The sequence below is a fragment of the Amycolatopsis sp. NBC_01307 genome (assembly GCF_035975215.1).
GTDB lineage: Bacteria > Actinomycetota > Actinomycetes > Mycobacteriales > Pseudonocardiaceae > Amycolatopsis.
In genome coordinates, this window is record NZ_CP108403.1 from 5,646,412 (window position 1) to 5,663,690 (window position 17,279).

At 72.1% G+C, this 17,279-nt stretch carries 21 protein-coding genes; 14 read left to right on the forward strand and 7 right to left on the reverse strand.

The annotated features are described in order from the left end of the window. The first annotated feature begins 4 nt into the window (after window positions 1–4). The 6 genes from OG439_RS24025 (at window position 5) to OG439_RS24050 (ending at window position 4,109) form a co-directional block, all read left to right on the forward strand. Window positions 5–430, forward strand: coding sequence for a roadblock/LC7 domain-containing protein (locus OG439_RS24025; RefSeq protein WP_247054845.1), 426 nt, complete (start codon window positions 5–7; stop codon window positions 428–430). Next, entirely contained in the window at window positions 427–798 is a 372-nt protein-coding gene (locus OG439_RS24030) for a DUF742 domain-containing protein (protein ID WP_247054847.1), read from the forward strand. The genes OG439_RS24025 and OG439_RS24030 overlap by 4 nt, the downstream gene beginning before the upstream one ends. A 16-nt stretch (window positions 799–814) precedes the next feature. Beyond that, window positions 815–1,369: a GTP-binding protein gene (locus tag OG439_RS24035; protein ID WP_247054849.1), complete on the forward strand. Its 555-nt coding sequence runs from the start codon at window positions 815–817 to the stop codon at window positions 1,367–1,369. Between the two features lie 304 nt (window positions 1,370–1,673). Further along, on the forward strand, window positions 1,674–2,600 hold the full coding sequence (locus OG439_RS24040) for a hypothetical protein (RefSeq protein ID WP_326943130.1): 927 nt from the start codon (window positions 1,674–1,676) through the stop codon (window positions 2,598–2,600). Between the two features lie 58 nt (window positions 2,601–2,658). Then, window positions 2,659–3,288, forward strand: a complete 630-nt coding sequence (locus OG439_RS24045) for a hypothetical protein (protein ID WP_247054853.1) — start codon at window positions 2,659–2,661, stop codon at window positions 3,286–3,288. Then, on the forward strand, window positions 3,285–4,109 hold the full coding sequence (locus OG439_RS24050) for a nucleotidyltransferase domain-containing protein (RefSeq protein WP_326943131.1): 825 nt from the start codon (window positions 3,285–3,287) through the stop codon (window positions 4,107–4,109). The genes OG439_RS24045 and OG439_RS24050 overlap by 4 nt, the downstream gene beginning before the upstream one ends. A gap of 203 nt (window positions 4,110–4,312) precedes the next feature. Here OG439_RS24050 and OG439_RS24055 read toward each other — a convergent pair whose 3' ends face one another. Both OG439_RS24055 and OG439_RS24060 read right to left on the reverse strand, forming a co-directional pair. Beyond that, window positions 4,313–5,419 (reverse strand): family 2 encapsulin nanocompartment cargo protein terpene cyclase, encoded by a 1,107-nt coding sequence (locus OG439_RS24055; protein WP_326943132.1) that lies wholly within the window; start codon window positions 5,417–5,419, stop codon window positions 4,313–4,315. Between the two features lie 15 nt (window positions 5,420–5,434). Next, a complete protein-coding gene (locus tag OG439_RS24060) occupies window positions 5,435–6,286 on the reverse strand; it encodes a geranyl diphosphate 2-C-methyltransferase (RefSeq protein WP_247054861.1) in 852 nt (283 codons plus the stop codon). Between the two features lie 371 nt (window positions 6,287–6,657). Between OG439_RS24060 and OG439_RS24065 the strand changes: the two genes are divergently transcribed. Beyond that, a complete protein-coding gene (locus OG439_RS24065) occupies window positions 6,658–7,119 on the forward strand; it encodes a MarR family winged helix-turn-helix transcriptional regulator (protein ID WP_326943133.1) in 462 nt (153 codons plus the stop codon). Between the two features lie 4 nt (window positions 7,120–7,123). On the opposite strand, the gene OG439_RS24070 is transcribed toward OG439_RS24065, so the two are convergent. Then, entirely contained in the window at window positions 7,124–7,708 is a 585-nt protein-coding gene (locus OG439_RS24070; protein ID WP_442792213.1) for a TetR/AcrR family transcriptional regulator, read from the reverse strand. Window positions 7,709–7,803: 95 nt separating this feature from the next. On the opposite strand from OG439_RS24070, the gene OG439_RS24075 reads away from it, so the two are divergent. Further along, on the forward strand, window positions 7,804–8,823 hold the full coding sequence (locus OG439_RS24075; protein WP_326943134.1) for an aldo/keto reductase: 1,020 nt from the start codon (window positions 7,804–7,806) through the stop codon (window positions 8,821–8,823). Between the two features lies 1 nt (window position 8,824). Further along, on the forward strand, window positions 8,825–9,697 hold the full coding sequence (locus OG439_RS24080; protein WP_326943135.1) for an LLM class flavin-dependent oxidoreductase: 873 nt from the start codon (window positions 8,825–8,827) through the stop codon (window positions 9,695–9,697). A gap of 48 nt (window positions 9,698–9,745) precedes the next feature. Here the strand turns inward: OG439_RS24080 and OG439_RS24085 are convergent, their stop codons facing one another. After that, window positions 9,746–10,237, reverse strand: a complete 492-nt coding sequence (locus OG439_RS24085; protein WP_326943136.1) for a carboxymuconolactone decarboxylase family protein — start codon at window positions 10,235–10,237, stop codon at window positions 9,746–9,748. 157 nt (window positions 10,238–10,394) lie between these two features. Here OG439_RS24085 and OG439_RS24090 point away from each other — a divergent pair, with 157 nt between their 5' ends. Both OG439_RS24090 and OG439_RS24095 read left to right on the forward strand, forming a co-directional pair. Next, window positions 10,395–11,279 (forward strand): RNA polymerase sigma-70 factor, encoded by an 885-nt coding sequence (locus OG439_RS24090; protein ID WP_326943137.1) that lies wholly within the window; start codon window positions 10,395–10,397, stop codon window positions 11,277–11,279. A gap of 75 nt (window positions 11,280–11,354) precedes the next feature. Continuing rightward, window positions 11,355–11,729: a hypothetical protein gene (locus OG439_RS24095; protein ID WP_326943138.1), complete on the forward strand. Its 375-nt coding sequence runs from the start codon at window positions 11,355–11,357 to the stop codon at window positions 11,727–11,729. Here OG439_RS24095 and OG439_RS24100 read toward each other — a convergent pair. Then, window positions 11,689–12,354 carry a TetR/AcrR family transcriptional regulator gene (locus OG439_RS24100; RefSeq protein ID WP_326943139.1) on the reverse strand — a complete coding sequence of 222 codons (666 nt, stop codon included), beginning with the start codon at window positions 12,352–12,354 and terminating at the stop codon, window positions 11,689–11,691. The genes OG439_RS24095 and OG439_RS24100 overlap by 41 nt on opposite strands. Window positions 12,355–12,403: 49 nt before the next feature. On the opposite strand from OG439_RS24100, the gene OG439_RS24105 reads away from it, so the two are divergent. Then, window positions 12,404–13,348, forward strand: coding sequence for an NADP-dependent oxidoreductase (locus OG439_RS24105; RefSeq protein ID WP_326943140.1), 945 nt, complete (start codon window positions 12,404–12,406; stop codon window positions 13,346–13,348). Window positions 13,349–13,455: 107 nt separating this feature from the next. On the opposite strand, the gene OG439_RS24110 is transcribed toward OG439_RS24105, so the two are convergent. Then, the gene (locus OG439_RS24110; RefSeq protein WP_326943141.1) at window positions 13,456–14,568 is read right to left on the reverse strand and encodes a DNA alkylation repair protein; all 1,113 of its coding nucleotides are present in this window, start codon (window positions 14,566–14,568) and stop codon (window positions 13,456–13,458) included. 113 nt (window positions 14,569–14,681) lie between these two features. Here OG439_RS24110 and OG439_RS24115 point away from each other — a divergent pair, with 113 nt between their 5' ends. Then, window positions 14,682–15,446, forward strand: coding sequence for a DUF1206 domain-containing protein (locus tag OG439_RS24115; protein ID WP_326943142.1), 765 nt, complete (start codon window positions 14,682–14,684; stop codon window positions 15,444–15,446). A gap of 27 nt (window positions 15,447–15,473) precedes the next feature. Here OG439_RS24115 and OG439_RS24120 read toward each other — a convergent pair whose 3' ends face one another. After that, window positions 15,474–15,926 (reverse strand): hypothetical protein, encoded by a 453-nt coding sequence (locus OG439_RS24120; protein WP_326943143.1) that lies wholly within the window; start codon window positions 15,924–15,926, stop codon window positions 15,474–15,476. A 180-nt stretch (window positions 15,927–16,106) separates the two neighbouring features. Here OG439_RS24120 and OG439_RS24125 point away from each other — a divergent pair, with 180 nt between their 5' ends. Next, on the forward strand, window positions 16,107–17,270 hold the full coding sequence (locus tag OG439_RS24125) for a sensor histidine kinase (RefSeq protein ID WP_326943144.1): 1,164 nt from the start codon (window positions 16,107–16,109) through the stop codon (window positions 17,268–17,270). Window positions 17,271–17,279: the final 9 nt, after the last annotated feature.

A 17,279-nucleotide genomic window follows, 5' to 3' on the forward strand; every position in this document is an offset into this window, starting at 1 on the left:
GAGCATGAACGAGTACGGGAACGCGAAGCCCGATCTCAACTGGCTGCTCGACGACGTCGTGAGCCGCGTCGTCGGCGCGCAGAACGCCATCGTGCTGTCCGCCGACGGGTTGCTGATCGGCAAGTCGGCCGGCATGAGCAAGGACGACTCGGACCAGCTGTCCGCCATCGCCTCCAGCCTGCAGAGCCTCGCCAAGGGCGTGAGCAAGCAGTTCAACCGGGGGCCGGTGCTGCAGAACATGATCGAGATGGAGCGGGGTTACCTGTTCGTCTCCGCGGCCGGCCTGGGCGCGTGCCTGGCCGTGCTGGCGGCGGACAGCGTCGACGTCGAGATGATCGCCTACGAGATGAACCGGTTGGTCAAGCGCGTCGGGGACTACCTGGCGTCCGCGCCGCGCGACGCCGCACGCGTACTACGGGAGGCCACATGAGCGGGGACGAGGGCTGGTACGACGAGGCCGCGGGGCCGCTGGTGCGGCCCTACACGATCACCAGCGGCCGGACGCCGGGCGAGAGCGCGCGGCTCGACCTGTCCACCCAGGTGATGACCCTGCGCTCGGAGCAGGAGCCACCGGGGCTGGGCCCGGAGCACCTGGCGATCGTGCAGCTGTGCCGCAACCCGGTGTCCATCGCCGAGATCGCGGTGTACGTGAAGATCCCGCTGGGGGTCGTCCGGGTGCTGTGCGGCGACCTGATCGAGCGCGGCCTCGTCATCACGCGGTCCCCCACCCACAATCCGGCCAAGGCGCCGGACCTCGAAACTCTCCAGGCGGTTCTCGATGGCCTCATCAAGTACTGACGGCTCCGGCGTGGACATGGTCCCCACCCCCGTCAAGATCATCATCGCCGGCGGGTTCGGCGCGGGGAAGACGACGATGGTCGGCTCGGTGAGCGAGATCCCGCCGCTGACGACCGAAGAGGTGCTGACCGAGGCCAGCGCGGGCGTCGACGACCTGTCCGGCGTGGAGCGCAAGAAAACCACGACGGTCGCGCTCGACTTCGGCCGCATCACGATCTCGCCGCGGCACGTGCTGTACCTGTTCGGCACGCCGGGGCAGGCCCGCTTCTGGTTCATGTGGGACGACCTGGCGCGCGGCGCGATCGGCACCATCGTGCTCATCGACACCCGGCGCCTGGAGACCAGCTTCGCCGCCATCGACTTCTTCGAACGCCGGAAGATCCCGTTCGTCGTCGCGGTCAACTGTTTCGACAACGCGCCGCGGTACACCCCGGACGAAATCCGGGAAGCGTTGGTCATTCCCGACCGGGTGCCCATCGTCATGTGTGACGCACGTGACCGGGATTCCAGCAAACTGGCCCTCATTCGTCTGGTCAAGCACGCGATGACCGTGATACCGGCAACGGTCTGATGTCTTGATCCTGTCCGGTCGAGACAGTGCCGTTTCCCTGCGTGGCCAGGGGGAACGCCGGCAAACCCACATGGCGCAATTGGTTGGACCACCCGGGTAGAGCTTTTTAGTTGAGGGTGCACTCAACTGATAGCATCCGGTCGTGACCAGTCGATTGCCGTGGTTTCCCGAATATATAAGGGAAAACTACCCCGCACGGGGACGGCTGTTCGGAGATTTCCTGGGTGGTCTCTGGGCGACGGCGTGCGACGCGCTCGAGGTCCCGGTCGAGCAGGCCGTCCGGACCACCCGGATGCTGCGCGGGTTGCTTCCTTCGTGGAGCGGCGACGCGATCGGCCTGAAGCCCGCCCAGCCGTCCTACGTGGCCGGAGACGGGTTCCCGGCCGAGCTGTCGGTGAACTGGTCCGGGGACCACCCGGAACTGCGCGTGCTGTTCGACACCCTCGGCGAGGAGGACGCGGATTCTCCTGTGGACACGGGGGAAACGCGGTACTGGGGACGGATCCACGAGCTCTTCACGACCCTCGCCGGCCGGCCGTCGACGGCGCCGCTGTGGCACTCGCTCGCCTGGCGGCCGCCGGCGCGGGTCGTCCACAAGTCCTACTTCGGCCTGTACGAGTGGCCGCCGGCCCACCGCTACGCGGCGGTGGGCGAGGCCATGGACCGGCTCGGCCTGACCATCGCGTGGGACGACGCGCGCCGCCGGGTGGAGAGCGCCGACGGTGAGCGGGAGATCGAGTTCTTCGCCGTCGACGTCGCCGACGGCGCCGACGCGCGGGTGAAGATCTACTACCGCAACCACGGCGCCGACGTCGCCGAGCTGAACCGCGTCGCGGCCGCGGCGGGCCGTCACGACGCCGAAAGCGCTCTCACCGCCTACCGGACGTTGGCCGGCGGCGCGGAAAGCGCCGGCGAAGCCGCGTTGAGCTGCCTGGCGTTCCGGTCCGGACTGGACCGGGCCGCCGAGGCCACGACCTACCTCCGCCTCCCCTCGCTCGCCGCCGGCGACGCCGAAGCCGTGGACCGCACGGCCGCGCTGCTGCGCGGCGAAGGCGTCGACCCCGGCCGGTTCCGCGCGCTCGCCGCCGCGCTGGCGCCCGGGCCGCTCGAGGAGAGCCGCGGCCTGCTCGAGCTGGTCAGCCACCGCGCCGCGGGCCGGCGCGGCGACATCACGACGTACTTCCGGTTCCCCGTCTACGACCAGACGCTCGCGACTGTCGAGCTCGGGTAGTTCCCGCCGGAAGGACGATCACCCAGAGGGCCCGCAGCACCACCGGAAGGAGCCGATCATGACCCAGCAGGACGTCGAGCGCGTCGCCGCCTACAACCAGGAGCGGCAGCGCGAGTACGAGTCGTCGGACCTGATCCGGCTGCTGACCGACGAGACCACGTCGGACGAGACCAAGAAGGCCGTGCTCACCTACCTGCAGCCGTGGTCGAACGCCTTCCAGCGGATGATCAGCGCACGCGTCACCTTCGAGTCCGACCCGCAGCTGCGGGCGCTCGCCCTGGAGCACCAGGAGGAGGAGATCGGGCACGACAAGATCCTGGCCCGCAGCCGCGCGGACGACCGGGAGCTGGTCTGGGACCCGGTCATCGAGGCGGGCGCGTCGTGGTTCGTCGACCAGTTCGCGGTGCTGCCCGGTGTCCAGCGCGCCGTCCTCGCGCACCTCGCGCTCGAAGCCGGGAGCCTCGTGTTCAGCCAGGCGGGCACCCGGGCGTTCCCCGACGACGAGTACTTCGAGCTGCACGACGAGGCCGACGTCGAACACCTCGAAATGGGCTACGAAGTGTTGCGGCAGCGCAGCGACTGGACGGTCGAGGCGCTCGTGACCGTGCTGGACCGGGCGTGGCAGGTCATCGTCGTCGTCTCGAACCGCATCGCGGAGCGCGCGCTGCGCGATACCGTCGCGGCATGACCACGACCGATCCGGCCACGGCGGCCCGCGCCGTCGCCGTCGAAGCCGCGCGCACGTACCAGGAAGCCTTCGGGGAGCGCCTGATCGCGGCGTACCTCCTGGGCAGCCTCTCCTACGGCGGCTACTCGCCCGCCGTCAGCGACATCGACCTGGCCGTCGTCCTCGCCGACCGCCACGACGACGACCCGGCGACGTTCGAGGCCCTCGGCGAATCGCTGCGGGAGCGCAGTCCGTTGCACCGCAAGCTGTCCGTGTTCTGGGGCTCGCTGCCGGCCCTGAGCCGCGGCGAGCAGGACGGGCGCTTCCCGGCGATCGACCGGCTCGAGCTGGCCGAGCACGCCACGCTCCTGTTCGGCGAGGACGTCACCGCGAAGGTGGCGCGCCCGGACAGCGAGCAGCTGCGGGTGGAGAGCGCGCGGTTCGCCGTCGCCGTCCTGGCGACCGACGAGGTGCTCGGCGAGTTCGCCCGCCCGAAGCGGCTGCTGGCCGACCCGGTGTGGTTTACGAAGGCCGTGTTCTTCCCGCTCCGCTTCGGTTACACGGGCACGACGGCGACCGGCCGCGCGGCGACCAACGACGAGGCGATCACGTGGTACCTCGGCCGTCCCGACGCCTCGGCGGCGCCGCTGGTCCACCTGGCCCGGCAGGTCCGCGAGGGCCGGCCGCTCAACCCCGCGGAGGCCGAGCCGGAGCTGCTGGCCCACCTGCGGCCGCTGTACGTCCAGTACGTCGAGGAGGAGACGGCCCGCCTGCGCGAGGCCGGCGCTCCCGAGGACCTCGTCGCGGCGTTCACCTCCTGGCACGAGCAGCTCTCGTCGTGACCGGGTGGGCCGGGGTGAGCACCGACCCGCTCGACGCGGTGCTCGACCAGGCCGTCACCGCGCAGCTGAACGCGGTCGGCGCGCGGGCCGGCTGATCTTCGCCGGCCACCCGGGACCGTTCGTCGTCGAGGTCTCGGCCGGCGCCTGATTTTCCGGGCCGCCGGGACCTGCCCCCGAACAGGTCCCGGCAGGCTCGGATGCCCTCAGGTCCGGTAGCGCGGGTTGGTGGCGTGCCACTCGTAGCCGCCGCCCATCCAGGATCGCACCCCCTTCAGGAAGCGGTGCAGTTCCGGCGCGGGCACCGCGAGCAGTTCCCGGTGCCCCGCCTCGAACTCGCGGACGAGCTTGTTGTGCAGCTCCACGGTGGCCTCGGTGGCCTCCTCGATCGAGCACCCCCGGTCGGCCGCGATCTGCAGGACCATGTTGCACACCGGGTTCTCGTCGGCGGCGTCCTTCGCCACCGAGTACAGGTCGTTCACCAGCACGCAGGCGGTGCCGGCGCGCATCATCGCCCGGCGCACGCGCGGGTCGTAGTAGTGCGCGGCGGGCAGTTCGTAGCCGCCGACCGGGTCGCAGAGCGTCATCGACGTGTAGAAGCTGTCGTGCTGGCGCGCGGCGAGGTACTCCCACGCCGGCGGGTACTTCGCCGTGTAGCGCCAGGCCGCGTACGCGTCCCAGCTGACGAACATCGAGAACGTCGCGTAGCAGACGCGCTGGACCTGCGTCGGCGTGGCGTGCCGGCCCAGGTGCCCGATCGCCGAGTTCAGCCCGACCAGGATCGGGTCGGCCCGCAGGGCTTCGTCGAGCGCGTCGGTGAACTCGCCCGCCGGGGCGACCGGGTCCATCGCCGCCATCACCAGCGCCAGCCGCGGCGGGAGCTCGGTCGGGGACGCGCCGAGCGCGCTGTCGTCGGCGTAGTAGTCGTCCGCGGCCCACCACACGGCGTTGAGCTGCGCGGCGATCAGCAGCAGGTCCGGGTCCGCGCTGTCGGGGTGGGCCAGCATCGCCAGGCGCCCGAAGCCCGCCTTGGCGATCTGCTCGAGCCCCGCCCCGGTGAACCCGCACTCCAGTGCCCACGCGACGAGCCGCCGGTCGACCTCCCCGGCCAGCGGCTCGTCGACGCGTTCGACCACCGGGACGTACAGCGGCGACGCCGTCCCGTCACCCCACTGCCGTTCGACGTACACCGGGTCGTCGGCGAGCTGCGCCGAGATCCGGGCCGCGGACGTGCCGATCCCCGACGGGCCCGCGGAGAACGCGAGCGCGTCGTCCAGCGTCCACAGAGGACACTCGGGAACGGTGCCGGTCATCGGGAATCCCCTCGCTCAGATCCGGTCGGCGGCGATGAGCAGGTAGTGGAAGCTGCCTTCGCGGTAGGCCGTGAGGAACGGGTCCTCGATCCCGGTGGCCACCGACGACTGCGCGCGCAGCTCCCAGTACGGGATCGTGGCGGCGGTGAGGTCGACGACGTTGATGGGCACGAAACCGTTGGCGGACAAGGCCTTGAAGTAGTCGCCGCGGGCGTGGATGTTGCAGATGTAGTGCTGGTCGATCTGGCTCACCGCGCGCGACCGGCCGCCGGTCACGTCGTTGTAGCACCCGGTGATGGTGACGTACCGGCCGCCCGGCGCGAGCTGGCGGGCGTGCTCGGCGAAGAGCTGGTGCAGGTCGACGTACATCGTGCTCTCGTTGTTCCAGATGCCCTTGAAGGCACCGGTTTCGAAGCCCGTGTCGAGCATGTTGCGCAGGTGGTACTGCACCTGGTCGGCGACCCCGCGCTTGGCCGCCTGCTCGTTGGCGAACGCGACCTGCTGCTCCGAAATGGACACGCCGTCGACCCGGCAGCCGAAGCGGTGGTTGGCCATGATGCTGCTGCCGCCGCGGCCGCAGCCGGCGTCGAGCAGCCGGTCACCGGGGCCGATCGCGCCGAGGTGGTCGAGGAGCACCTCGGCCTGCGCGGTTTCCAGCCGGTGCATTTCCGCGATGATCGTGGCGTCCCGGACGTCTTCGGGTGCCTCCAGCACCGCGGGGTCGTATTCGCCGATGCCGTAGTGGTGGTGGTAGAGCCCGTCGACGTCGCCCAGCCGGAGGTTCACCGGATCCTTTTCCCGGTTCCAGTAGTCGGCGATCGACTGCTGGTACGCGCTGCGGATCACGGGCTGGTCGGTGGAAATCACGGGCGGCTCCTTCTTTTCCCACGCCGGAAATAAATGGGCCGGACGATTTCCCTCGGCCCGATGAGCAACGCTAGCGGCCCGTTGTCGGGGGTCACAAGAACGTTCACTCCGGTAAACGGAAGACGTCCGGTTCCGCGGCCTGATCGGCCTATCCGACTCCGCGAGCGGACCGGATCGCGACGGCGGGAACAACCCGGGCGGCCGATTGCGTTCCCTGGTCGGATGACGCCGGACGACAGCGGGTGAACGCGCCGCCGCCGGCTTGACGGACGGCCAACACCGGTTTCGGGTTCCCGCGCACCGATGGTCCACTGTGGAGGAACCGGCCGCGGTGCTCGCGCCGCGCGATGCCCGCTCGGTAGGCTGGGCGGATGGTCACCCGAGCCGAGCGCACCGCGACGGACCCCGATCTGGGCGTCCTGGCGGGCCGGCTCCTGTTCGCGGTGCAGCGGGAGCTGTTCACCACGCTGGCCGCGCGCGGTTTCGGCGACCTGAACCCCCGCCACGGCGCCGTGCTCGCCCACCTGGATCCCGCCGGCGTGCGCGCGACCGAGCTGTCGCGCCTGTCCGGCCAGCACAAGCAGATCGTCGGCACGCTCGTCGACGAGCTGGAAGCCCTCGGCTACGTCGAGCGCCGGCCCGACCCGAGCGACCGCCGCGCGAAGCTGATCCGCCCCACCGCGCGCGGGCTCGACCAGATGCGCACGGCGGACGCGATCATGGCGGACATGCAGCGGCGGCACGCGCAGCGCCTCGGCGCCGAGGACTACGCGCGGTTCAAGCGGATGTTCACCGACATCACCGAGGAGCAGCGCGCGTTCGTCGCCGAGTGACGCCTCAGCGCGGCACCCGCAGCCCCGCGATGAGCAGCTCGACCAGCCGGCGCGCGTCGTAACCGGCGTCGGTGTCCGCGCCGATGCACAGGTTCCCGACGCCGCGCATGAGCTGCAGGGCCGCGACGTCGGCGCGGACCTCGCCGGCCGCCACCGCGGCGTCGAGCAGCTCGGTGCACACCGGCACGAGCCGGTCGAGGAAGTACGCGTGCAGCGTCTCGAAGCCGGCTTGGTCGGACTGCATCGCCCCCGCCAGGCCGTGCTTGGTCACCAGGAAGCCGACGAACAGGTCGATCCACTCTGCCAGCGCGGCGTGTGGGCTTTCGGCGGCCGCGAGCAGGGCCGGGCCGGCCTCCGCGCAGGCTTCGACCTGGTGCCGGTAGACGGCGATGACCAGGTCCGCCCGGGTCGGGAAGTGGCGGTAGATCGTGCCCATCCCGACGCCGGCCTTGGCCGCGATGTCCCGCACCGGCGCGTCCACGCCGGAGGCGACGAACACCGCCGCGGCCGCGTCGAGCAGCGTCTCCTGGTTGCGCCGGGCGTCGGCCCGCTTCGGCCGTGCCTGCCCCTGGGCGCCCTCGTCCACCACGCCGTTCCTCCCGTCGGTTGCAAAACGGAACAATGCTCCGTATCGTTAGTGGAGCAACGTTCCGCTTATCCATGATGCCATGGAGGACCAGTCTCATGCAGTACCGCACGATGGGCCGCACCGGTGTGCAGGTCAGCTCGCTCGCGCTCGGCGCGATGAACTTCGGTGCCATCGGGCGCACCACCCAGGACGAGGCCACCGCGATCGTCGACGCCGCGCTCGAGGGCGGGATCAACTTCGTCGACACCGCCGACATGTACGGCGACGGCGAGTCGGAGGTGATGGTCGGCAAGGCCATCGCCGGGCGCCGCGACGACCTCGTGCTCGCCACCAAGGCGACCATGCCGATCGGCGAGGAGCGCAACCACCGGGGCAGCTCCCGCCGCTGGCTGGTCACCGAGCTGGACCACAGCCTGCGCCGGCTCGGCGTCGACCACGTCGACCTCTACCAGATGCACCGGTGGGACCCGGCCACCGGCGACGAGGAAACGCTCTCCGCGCTCACCGACCTGCAGCGCGCGGGCAAGATCCGCTACTTCGGCTCGTCGACCTTCCCCGCGTACCGGATCGTGCAGGCCCAGTGGGCCGCCCGCGAGCACCACCTGAGCCGCTACGTCACCGAGCAGCCCGGCTATTCGATCCTGCAGCGCGGGGTCGAGACCCACGTGCTGCCGGTGACCGAGGAGTACGGCCTCGGCGTGCTGGCGTGGAGCCCGCTCGCGTCGGGCTGGCTCTCGGGCGCGGTCCGCGAAGGCCGGGAGATCACCACCAGCCGGTCGCGGGTCCTGCCGCAGCGCTTCGACCTCGCCCTGCCCGCCAACCGGGCCCGGCTCGACGCCGTCGAGCGGCTGGTGAAGGTCGCCGACGAGGCCGGGCTGACGCTGATCCAGCTCGCGCTCGGGTTCGTCACCGCGCACCGCGCCGTGACCAGCGCGATCATCGGCCCCCGCACGCTCGACCACCTGCACTCGCAGCTCGCCGCCGCCGACACCGTGCTGCCCGCCGACGTGCTCGACGAGATCGACGCGATCGTCGCGCCGGGCCTCGACCTGGCCCCCGACGAGAAGTTCGACACCCCGCCCGCCCTGCTCGACCCGACCCTGAGGCGCCGCTGACATGTCCGCTCCGCGATTCGGCATCATGACCGCGCCTTCGCAGGTCTCCTACCCCGAAATCCTGCGCGTCTGGCGCGAGGCGGACGCGATCCCCGAGATCGAGCACGCCTGGCTGTTCGACCACCTCATGCCGATCTTCGGCGACCCGGACGGCCCGATCTTCGAGGGCTGGACGCTGCTTTCGGCACTGGCCGCGCAGACGTCCCGGCTGCGCCTGGGCCTTTTGGTGACCAGCAACCGCTTCCGGCCGCCGGCCGTGCTGGCCAAGATCGCCACGACGGTCGACGTCGTGTCCGGTGGCCGGCTCGACTTCGGCATCGGCGTCGGCTCGCGGCCCAGCCATCCCCTGGCCCGGCGCGAGTACGCGGCCCACGGCCTGCCCTTCCTGGAGACCGCGGACGCCGTGGCGAGCTTCGCCGAGGCCTGCACGCTGATCAAGCGGCTGTGGACCGAGGACGAGCCGTTCGACTTCGACGGCGTCCACCACCGGCTGACCGGGGCGTTCGGCAGCCCGAAGCCGGTCCAGCGGCCGCACCCGCCGATCGTCGTCGGCGGGCGTGCGGCCGCGACGCTGCGCGTGGTCGCCGAGCACGCCGACGTGTGGAACATCCCCGGCGGCGACCTCGCGGACGTCGTGAGCCGCAGCGCGCTGCTGGACCGCTACTGCGGCGAGGTCGGCCGCGACCCGGCGGCCATCACCCGCTCGATCCACCTGCCGGTGTCCTACGACGAGCCCGGCACCACCCGGGACGCGATCCGCGAAGCCCGGGACGCGGGCTTCGGGCACTTCGTCCTGAGCGTGGCGTCGCCGTACCCGGACGGCGTCGCGAAGTGGCTGGCCGACGAGGTGATCCGGCCGGTGACGTCGGCCTGACGGCCACGGCGGTGTCCACAGTGGACTTGTCGGGCACCGCCGCGGCGCTCAGTCCTCCGGGACGAAGTCGGCGAACATGCCGGCCTCGTAGGAGCCCGCCGGGGTGCGGGCGATCACGTTCATCCGGTTGGCCGCGTTGATCAGGCCGACCAGGCAGACGAGCGCGCCGAGCTGGTCGTCGTCGAAGTGCTTGCGCGCCCGGGCCCACGTCTCGTCGGACACGCCCTCGTGCGCGTCGGCGAGCCGGGTGCCCTCCTCGGTCAGGGCCAGCGCGGCGCGCTCGGCGTCGGTGAACACGGTGGCCTCGCGCCAGGCCGCGACCAGGTTGAGCCGGACGGAGGTCTCGCCGTCGGCCGTGGCGTCCTTGGTGTGCATGTCGGTGCAGAAGCCGCAGCCGTTGATCTGGCTGGCGCGGATCTTGACCAGCTCCTGGACGACCTTCGGCAGCGGCGACCGGTCGATGAGCAGGCTGACGCCGGCGAACCGCTTGCCGAACTTGGCCGCGAACTCGTTGTCCAGCATGTCGAATCGGGCTTCCATGGTGTGTGTCCTCATCTCGTGATCGTGCGTTGACGACCACCAGATGCCGGTGCCCCCGGCCGTTGTGACAGTGACCCACGCCACAGCGGCGCCCTGTCACAGAACGGCGTCGCCCGGTATCTGATGGGGGACGCAGCCGACCGCGAAGGGGGACCACATGACCGGGGACGACCCCACCGAGGTGTTCCTCGCCCACCGCAACCTGCTGTTCACGGTGGCCTACGAGATGCTCGGCTCGGCCGCCGACGCGGAGGACGTCCTGCAGGAGACCTGGCTGAAGTGGGTCGGCGTCGACCTGGCGACCGTGCAGGCGCAGCGGGCGTACCTGGTCCGGATCACCACCCGCCAGGCGCTGCAGCGGCTGCGCACGCTCGGCCGCCGCAAGGAGTCCTACGTCGGCTCGTGGCTGCCCGAGCCGCTGCTGACCGCGCCCGACGTCGCCGAGGACGTCGAATTGGCCGACAGCGTCTCGATGGCGATGCTGCTGGTGCTGGAGACGCTGGCACCGACCGAACGGGCGGTGTTCGTGCTGCGTGACGTCTTCGACCTGCCCTACGACGAGATCGCGGACGCCGTCGGCAAGTCCGCGGCCGCCGTGCGCCAGATCGCGCACCGGGCCCGCTCGCACGTCACGGCGCGGCGGCCGCGCGGCGACGTCTCGCGCGCCGCCGCCCGCACCGCGCTCGAGGCGTTCCAGCGGGCGATCGAGACGGGTGACCTGCAGGGCCTGCTCGACGTCCTCGCCCCGGACGTCGTCCTGGTGGGCGACGGCGGCGGGGTCAAGCAGGCGGTGCTGCGGCCGGTGGTCGGCGCCGACCGCGTCGGCCGGGTGCTGGCCGGCGGGCTGGGCCGGGTCGAGGGCCGGGCGACGCTGCGCCCGGCGCAGGTCAACGGCCACCCGGCACTGGTCATGTCGCTCGACGGCGAGCTCGACACCGTGCTGGCGCTGCGGATCGACGGCGGTCTCGTCACCGGTGTCTACGCCGTGCGCAACCCCGAGAAGCTGTCGCGGATGGCGGCGGAGACCACGCTCCGCCGCTGACCCCGGTCACCCATTCGTGGCGGACGGGGTCCCGAGACACTGGAGGTTCCTCGCCTCGTTCGAAGGGATCCCTCGATGGCCCAGACCGCGTCCGACCGGCAGCGCGTGCACGAGTTCCTCACCGGGCGCGGCTGGCGCGCCGACGAGCGCACCGCCGACGACCCGGGCTGGGAGTTCCCCGGCAGCTTCGGCGGCGTGCGGTGCAACGACGTCGCCGACGCCACGCCGGTCCCGTTGCAGGCCTACTTCAGCTACGACGACGGCGGCGCGGAGGTGTTCTGCGTCCTCCCGGCGGGCAACCTCCACGGGAGCGGCTGCGCCGAGCACGACACGGCCGAGCGGGTCGTCTCCGTCGGCGGCGTCGGCCCGTTGCTCGACGACCTCGAACCGCGCGCCGCGGCGCTCGATCTCAGGGTGCTGATCGAGTGCCGCTACTTCGGGCCCTGCTGAGCTCGACCCGGGACAGCGGCAGCCGGACGGCGGGCGGCAACGGCGTCAGGACGGGGTCCGCCCGGAACGACTGGATCATCAGGGCCGCGAACCGCCGGGACGCCGCCACCCGCAGCTCGGGCGTCTCGGCGCGGATGCCCTCGTTCGCCATCAGCGCGAGGCTGACGTCCTCCAGCACGAAGTCGTCGCGCAGGTCGCCGGCTTCCTTCGCCCGCCGGACCAGCCGGAGCAGCAGGCGCAGGGTCCGGTCGCGGTCGGCGGCGAAGTGCGTGATGCCGGGCAGCTGCGAAGTGAACGCGCGGGCGAAGCCGCGGTCGAGGGCGTGGACCTCCATGAGCCGTTCGATGACCAGGCAGAACCCGCGCCACGGGTCGGCCGCCGCGAGGCCGTCTTCGACGACCGCCCGGCACGAGGCCAGCTGCTCGGCGAAGGCCTCGGCGAGCAGGGCTTCCTTGGTGCGGAAGTGCCGGTAGACGGTCGCGACGCCGACCCCGGCGCGCCGGGCGATCTCGCGGATCGGCACGTCCAGGCCCTCGGCGGCGAAGGCCGCGCGGGCAATCACCAGGATGCGCCCGCGGTTGTCGCGGGCGTCGGAGCGCAGGGGCGCTCTCACTTCGGCCGTCACCGCTCTCACTTTAGCCAACCGGACGGGGTGCTCCGTTACGTTCGCCCGTATGAGAGCTGTCCGGTTTTCCGCGTACGGCCCGCCGAGCGTGGTGGAGGTCGCCGAGGTTCCGCCGCCGCACGCCGGCGCGGGTGAGATCCGCATCGCCGTCCGGACGTCCGCGATCTCGCCGGGCGAGATCAGGTTGCGCTCGGGCGAGCTGCGGGACGTCGTGCCGGTGCGCTTCCCGTTCCGCACGGGGTTCGACGCCGCGGGGGTGGTCGACGAGATCGGCGCCGGCGTCACGGGGGTCTCTGGGCTCTCTGGGGTCTCGCTCGGTGATCCGGTGTTCGGCATGGCGCCGGCGGCCACGCGCGGGGCGAACGCCGACTTCGCGGTCTTGGCGGCGTGGGCCCCGAAGCCGCCGGCGTGGAGCTGGGCGGAGGCGGGCGGCGCGGCGGGCGCGGTCGAGACGGCCACCCGCGTCCTGGACCGGCTCGCGGTCCGCGCCGGCCAGACGGTGCTGATCCACGGCGCGGCGGGCGGCACGGGCTCGGTGGCCGTCCAGTTCGCGACCGCCCGCGGCGCGCGAGTCATCGGCACGGCGAGTGTGGCAAACCACGACTTCCTGCGCTCGTTGGGCGCGGAGCCGACGACGTACGGCCCGGGGCTGGTCGAGCGGGTCCGGGCCCTGGCACCGTCCGGAGTGGACGCGGTGTTCGACTGCGCGGGCGGCGCGCTGCCGGACCTCGTGGCTCTTGCGGGCGCCGCTTCTGTGGTGACCATCGCCGATTTCGCCGCGGCGGCTCACGGGGTGCACATGTCGCACAGCGCCCCGAACACGCCGGGCGCGGATCCTTTGGCGTTGCACGGGCTTCCGGTCGCGGTCACGCTCGCTGCGGAGGGGCGGTTGCGGATCCCGGTGGCCGCGACGTTCCCGCTCGCCGAGGTCGCGGCCGCGCACGAACTCAGCGAAAGCCGCCACGCACGGGGGAAGATCGTGCTGCAGCACTGATCGCTGGGCACTCCGGCCGCCGCGCCCGCGCGGTAGGCGGCGATTCTTGGGCGCGGCACGGTTTCCGCTCACGGGCACCCTCGCCGCCCGTCCCGAGCGGACCGGCACTACTCGGCCAGGAGGTTGAAGTCTGCTCGGCCGCTTCGCACTCCGTTGATCTGTAGTTCCAGTGCGTGTGGGCCCGGGTGGTAGCGGCGGGTCGTGATCAGCCTGAACGAGTGCTCGCGGGTCAGCTCGTACGTTTCGCCCGGGGGCACCACCTGGGTCGTCAGCTTGAACGTCTTGGTCGTGGAGCCGCCGTTTGCCTTGCGGTGGTGGACCACGTAGTCGATCGCCAGGCGGGCCGGCTCCGGGGCCAGGTTGCGGATCGAGGCCGTGAACGCCAGGGCGTCGCCGATCAGCACCGTGTCCGAGACCAGCCGCGGGCCCGTCACGTCGACCCGGGCCGGGGTGAAGCCCAGCAGGGCCAGGGCACCCGGGTGGCCTTGTTTGACCAGCGTGCGCAGGGCGTGCCGGACCAGGCGGGTGGTTACCGCCGGGTCGGCGCCCGGGGCGGCGAGCCACGCCGACGCCGTCTCGACCACCAGGTCCGGTTCGCGCCTGCTCAGGTCGTTGAGGTGGTTGGCCACCGAGCGGCGGACGTACTCGCTCTCGTCCTGGTAGAGCGCGTCGAGGATCGGCAGTGTCGACTTCGGCGACGCGAGGATGGCCGGTACGCGGACGGCCCACGGCAGCATCGGGCGGGTTCCTTCGGACGCCAGCCGGCGCACGTCGTGGTTGTCCGACGCTGTCCAGCCGGAAATCTTGGCCAGGGCGCGGTCCAGGTCGTGGTTGAGCAGCACGCGCAGCGCGAACTCGGCCGTCAGCCGTGGGGTCAGCCCCGCCAGCAGCGCGAGGGCGTCGTCGAAGGCCTTCGGGCCGCCGTCGGAGACCGCCTTGACCGCGATCGCGCTGGTCACCGGCCAGATCAGCCAGCCGGTGAACGTGGGGGCCTCTGCCGCCGCCGTCCGCATCACCGCCGCCAAGGACGCGTAGTCGCCCGGCAGGTCTTCCAGCAGGGCGTCCCGCAGCAGGTCGCTGCGTTCGCGCAGGGACAGCGGCCCGAGTGCGGCCTCCGCCGCGCGCAACCTCGTCAGCCGCGCCTTCGGGGCGGCGACGTGCAGCGACGCGATCAGCGCGCGCACCGCGGGGGTGCCGATCAGTTCATCGGCGAAGGGCATGGGTCCTCCGGTCTCGGGTGATCGGCCGTCCTCGACCGATCACCGAGACCGTACGCAAGGGGACCGACAAAAAGGTCCTGGCCAATCCGGCCTCGGGGGACAAGGATCGGCGGATGCCCGATTTCAAAGGTTTCACCCTGATCGCCCGGATCGGGCTCACGTGCTACGCGATCGTGCACCTCGTCGTGGCCTGGCTGGCCGCCCAGGTGGCGCTGGGCGACAACGAGAAAGCCGATAAGGCCGGCGCCCTCCAGCTCGTCGCGGACGGCGCCGGTGTCTGGCTGTTGTGGCTGGTCACCGTGGGCACGACGGTGCTCGCGCTCTGGCAGGTGACCGAGGTCCTCACCGGCCACCGGCACGCCCCGCCCCGCCGCCGGCTGCTGCGCCGGGTGACCAGCGGGATCGAGGTCGTGCTGTACGGCCTCGTCGCCTACAGCGCCGGCAAGACCGCCCTCGGCGCGCCGAGCCAGGGCAAGTCCCTGGTCGCCGGCCTGCTCGCCCAGCCGTGGGGCGCGGTCGTGGTGATCGCGGCCGGGATCGCGGTGATCGGCGTCGCGGCCTTCCTCGTCCACCGGGGCGTCCGCAAGACGTTCCTGCGCGAGCTGGAGTTCGGCAAGGCGCCCCGGACGGTCCGGCGCTCGACCGAACGCCTGGGCCAGATCGGCTGGTGCGCCGTCGCGGTGGCCTACGCCGCGGTGGGCGTGATGTTCGTGCTGGCCGCGGTGAACTACGACCCGGCGAAGGCGGCCGGCCTGGACCCCGCGTTGAAGACGCTGGCCGTGCAGCCCTACGGGCAGCCACTGCTGCTCGTCCTCGCCGCGGGGATCGCCGCCTTCGGGGTGTTCGCGCTCTTCGACGCGCGGTTCCGCAAGATCTGACGCCCGGATCCGACGCCCGGATCTGGCTCAGAAGCCGGGGTGCTGCTGCTTGTTCACCACCCGCAGCACGAGCCACTGGTCGAACCAGGCCCCGGCGGTGGTCAGCACCAGCATGGTCAGCCCGAGGATCAGGTGCGTGTAGCTGTGCAACGGCGCCACGCGGTCGGTCAGCGCGGCCAGCCCCAGCTGGAGCAGCAGCCGCGCCGCGAACAGCACGGCGACCAGGCCGAGCGCCTGCTTGCTGCGCCACACCGCCCGCAAGTACTGCCGGCGCCGGGAAAGCATCGTGAACCACAGGACGACGTGCACCGCCACCAGCACCAGCGGCAGCAGCGACACCCACGAATAGCGGTCCGCGAACTGCTGGGTCAGGTCGTTGCTGGCCACCAGCAGGCCGACCAGCAGGAAGTACCAGCCCGGTAAGCCGACTACCTTCCCGTTCACGGGCCGCGGGCCGGGTACGAACGCGGTTTCCTGCATCGGATTCCCTCCGTCTCGCCTCGTCTTCCGTCCCGAGTCTGGCGAACTTCACCGCGGCCGCGATCAACCGGCGGTACGAGATTCGCCGGGCGTCTCGTACCTGGGGATGAGATGTCGCCGTGGTGGAGCGCGCCGACTTCGGGTGAGGCACGATCGGGAGATGACTCCCGGAACGAGCACGTGATCCTCCTGCCGGGCCGGCGCGGGCTGCTCGTGGCCGAGTCGGTCGTCCTCGGCGCGCTGGTGGCGCTCGACATGACCCTCGCCGTCCGGCCCGGACCGGTGCAGGGTCAGCTCGCCACGATCACCCTGGAGTTCGCGCCCGGGCTCGGCCCGGTCGTCGCGCTCCTGGCCGTGCTGCGCCGGCGGTTCCCCGACCACACGGCCGCGCTGGCCGCCGCCGTGTCCGGGCTTTCCCTGCTGGGCACGGCGATCGCCGCCGTCATCGCGGCGACGGCGGGCCGGCAGCTCCCGCCGCAGCCCAGCGCGGCCGAGGCCCTCGCCATCGCGCTGATGGTCGGGGCCTGCTGCCACCGGCTCGCCCCACGGGCGGCGGCCGCGCTGGCGATCCTCGGCGGCGCGGCCACCACGCTCGCCCCGATCCTGCGCTACGGAGCCGAAACCCCGGCCGCGCTCTTCGCCGCCGGGGCCGCGCTGCTCTGGGGCGGCGCGCTGGCCGTCGGGCTGATCCTGCGCGACGCCGAGGTCCGCAGCCGCGCCGACGTCCTCGAAATCCGCACCACCGAACGACTTCGGCTCGCGCGCGAGCTGCACGACCTCGTCGCCCACCAGATCACCGGGATCGTCGTGCGCGTCCAGGCCGCGCACCGCGTCGCCGAACGCAGTGGCGGCGACACCGAGACGTTCGCCGAGCTCGAAACCGCCGGTGCGGCGGCGCTTTCCGCGATGCGCCGGCTCGTCGGCGCGCTGCGGACCGACGGCGAGGACCTCTTCGTCCCGCCCGCCGACCTCGCCACCGCCGTCGACCGCGCGGTGCCCGACGACACCCGCATCCACCTCGACGTCAGCGACGACCTCGCGGTCCTCCCGGTCACGCCCGAGGTCGTGACGACCACGCACCGGCTGCTCACCGAATCGCTCACCAACGTGCGCCGGCACGCGCCCGACGCCGTCGAGGTCCGGGTGCTCGTGCGCCACGAACCCCGCGGCGAGCTGCGCGTCGAGGTCGTCAACGACGGCGCCGCGCGGCCCGCCCGCCGCGGTGGTTACGGCCTGCTCGGGATGGCCGAGCGGGTGGCGGCGGTGGGCGGTACGGTGCAGGCCGGACCGGCCGCCGGACAGCGCTGGCGGGTGGCGGCGCGGCTGCCGCTCGACCCCGGCTGAGGAGGAGAA